Source organism: Brooklawnia sp. (assembly GCF_032229645.1).
GTDB lineage: Bacteria > Actinomycetota > Actinomycetes > Propionibacteriales > Propionibacteriaceae > Brooklawnia.
Map to the genome: position 1 here is coordinate 36,195 of NZ_JAVTWX010000099.1, position 2,431 is coordinate 38,625.

At 62.6% G+C, this 2,431-nt stretch carries 2 protein-coding genes; both read right to left on the reverse strand.

Annotated elements, in window-relative coordinates:
* Positions 1-390 precede the first annotated feature (390 nt).
* Complete coding sequence (locus AAFP05_RS07605) at positions 391-1,305, reverse strand: carbohydrate ABC transporter permease (RefSeq protein ID WP_341729258.1); 915 nt, start codon at positions 1,303-1,305, stop codon at positions 391-393.
* Positions 1,306-2,256, reverse strand: coding sequence for a sugar ABC transporter permease (locus tag AAFP05_RS07610; RefSeq protein WP_341729259.1), 951 nt, complete (start codon positions 2,254-2,256; stop codon positions 1,306-1,308).
* Between the last annotated feature and the right edge of the window lie 175 nt (positions 2,257-2,431).

The following is a 2,431-nucleotide window of genomic DNA, read 5'->3' on the forward strand; positions in this document are numbered from 1 at the left end:
GCGATCGGCCAAGATCGGCGCGATCGGCGTGTCGGTGAGGTTCCGGGTCTCAACTACCTGAGTCATTAGTTTTCCTCTCAACTACCTTCCACGCACGGTAACGCCTGCCCTCATGCGGCTATTCCAGCGGGGGCAATCTCAGATGATGCCGGCCCGCTTGAACTGCTTGCGGCTCAGCCGGCGTCCCCACAGGCAACCCAGTACAGAGGCCACGACGGTCAGGATCGTGGGTGATGACCAGGACGAGTACGCCCTGGCTCGCAAGGCCGGTGATCACGCGCATGGGTTCGCCCGAGTGGGTCTCCACCGCCTGCAGCACCCTGCTGAGACTCATCTGACCTCTTTCTCGACAGCGTCGGCGTTGACAGTGCCACGCTATCGGGTGGGTCTTTACTTCACGGCGCCCGCCGTCAGCCCCCGGACGAAGTAGCGCTGCATCAACAAGAAGACCGTCACCGGGATGACCATGGAGATGAACGCACCCGCGCTCAGCAGGTACCAGGCCGAACCGCGGCTACCGGACAGCTGCGAGATGTAGACGGTCAATGGCGCCACGCCCGAGCTGCCGCCCAGGAAGACCATCGAAACCAGCAGGTCGTTCCACGTCCACAAGAACTGGAAGATGCCATAGGCGGTGATGGCCGGAGTGGCCAGCGGCAGCACGATCCGCAAGAAGATCTGCACCGGGCTGGCCCCGTCGATCGTGGCCGCCTCCACCAGCGATGGCGGCAGGTCGCGGATCGAGTTGAACATCATGAAGACCGCCAGCGGCAGCCCGAAGATCGTGTGCGAGATCCACACGGTCCAGTAGCTGCCGTCGATTCCGATCCAGCCGTACATCTGCATCAGCGGAACCAGTGCCACCTGGAGCGGCACCACCTGCAACGCGAACACCGCGACGAAGAGCCAGTCGCGTCCCGGAAAGCGCAACCAGGCGAAGCCATAGGCGGCCAGCGCAGCGAATGCCAGCGGAAACAGCGTGCTGGGGATGGTGATGACGAACGAGTTCACGAAATAGTCGAGCATCGACGACGAGCCGCTGCCCGACAGCGCCTTCACGTAGTTGTCCAGCGTGAAGCTCGGGTCGCTGACCACCGTCCACCAGCCGGAACGGGTGATGTCTGCCTGCGGCCGGAACGACGTGATCAGTAGCCCGATGGTCGGCACTGTCCAGATCGTGGCGATCAGGATGGCCACCGCGGTTGCCCACGGCGAGGTCACCGCGCGGGTCGGATCGTGGCGGCGCTTGCGTTTGGTCTGCTCAAGCTCGGCCGTCTCGTCCGGCGAAAGGATCAGGGCGCTCATCTAGCTCACCTTCCTCAGTTGTCGCACGTTGTACACGATGATCGGCGACACCAGGATGAACAGCAGCACGGCCAGCGCCGAGCCGAGCCCCGGCTGGTTCTGGGTGAAACTGGACGAGTAGAAGTCGTTGGCGACCACCGAGGTGCCGAAGTTCCCGCCGGTCATCGTCCGGACGATGTCGAAGATCTTCAGTGCGGCGATGGCGATCGTGGTCAGCACCATGATCAGCGAATTACGGATGCTCGGTAGCGTGATGAACCGGAAAAGCGACCACCCGGTTGCACCGTCGATCTTCGCGGCCTCGATGATCTCGTCCGGGATGGCCTTGATGGCAGCAGAAAGCACCGTCATCGCGAACCCTGCCTGAATCCAGATCATTACGACGATCAGGAAGAGATTGTTCCAGGGCCCGGTGATCAGGAACTGCCTGGTCTCGAACCCGAACGATTTGAGTACCTGGTTGAGCAGGCCGATCTGTGGGGCTTGGGTGGGCTTGTATTCGTAGACGAACTTCCAGATCACCGAGGCGCCCACCATGGAGATCGCCATCGGCAGGAAGATCAGCGTCTTGGCCACGGCTTCCACTGGAGTCCGGTCGACGATGATCGCATAGAGCAAGCCGATCGAGATTGCCAGCACCGGCACCAGCAGTACCCAGACGGCTGTGTTGACGATCGAGGTTCGCAGATCCTCGCGGCTGAAGATCTGCACATAGTTCGAGAACGAGAAGGAGCCGACCCCGGCCAACCCCCGGAAGGACTTCTCGATGGTCAGGATCGTCGGCCAGACCAGACCTATCGCGACCAGCAGCACGGTCGGTCCGACGAAGAAGATCGCCCGGACGCGGTCGCCGTATCTGCCACGTGCCAGACTCGCTGCGCCGAGCAGTAATGCGACGACCACCACCAAGGCGACGATGGCCAAGATCAGCTGTAAGAACTTATCCGCCACGTGCTCATCCCCTAGCGTGAACGAACGTCCGGTGGCCGACCGGTGTCGGGGCCGATCTGCGGCCCGCACCGGTCGGTCATCGGGCACGTGCGAGTGTCGACCGAAGTTGTCGACAGTGAACCCTCAGGGCGGCCCGCTCCGCTCCTGCGGGAGCCTGAAAGTTCATCCGGGATCA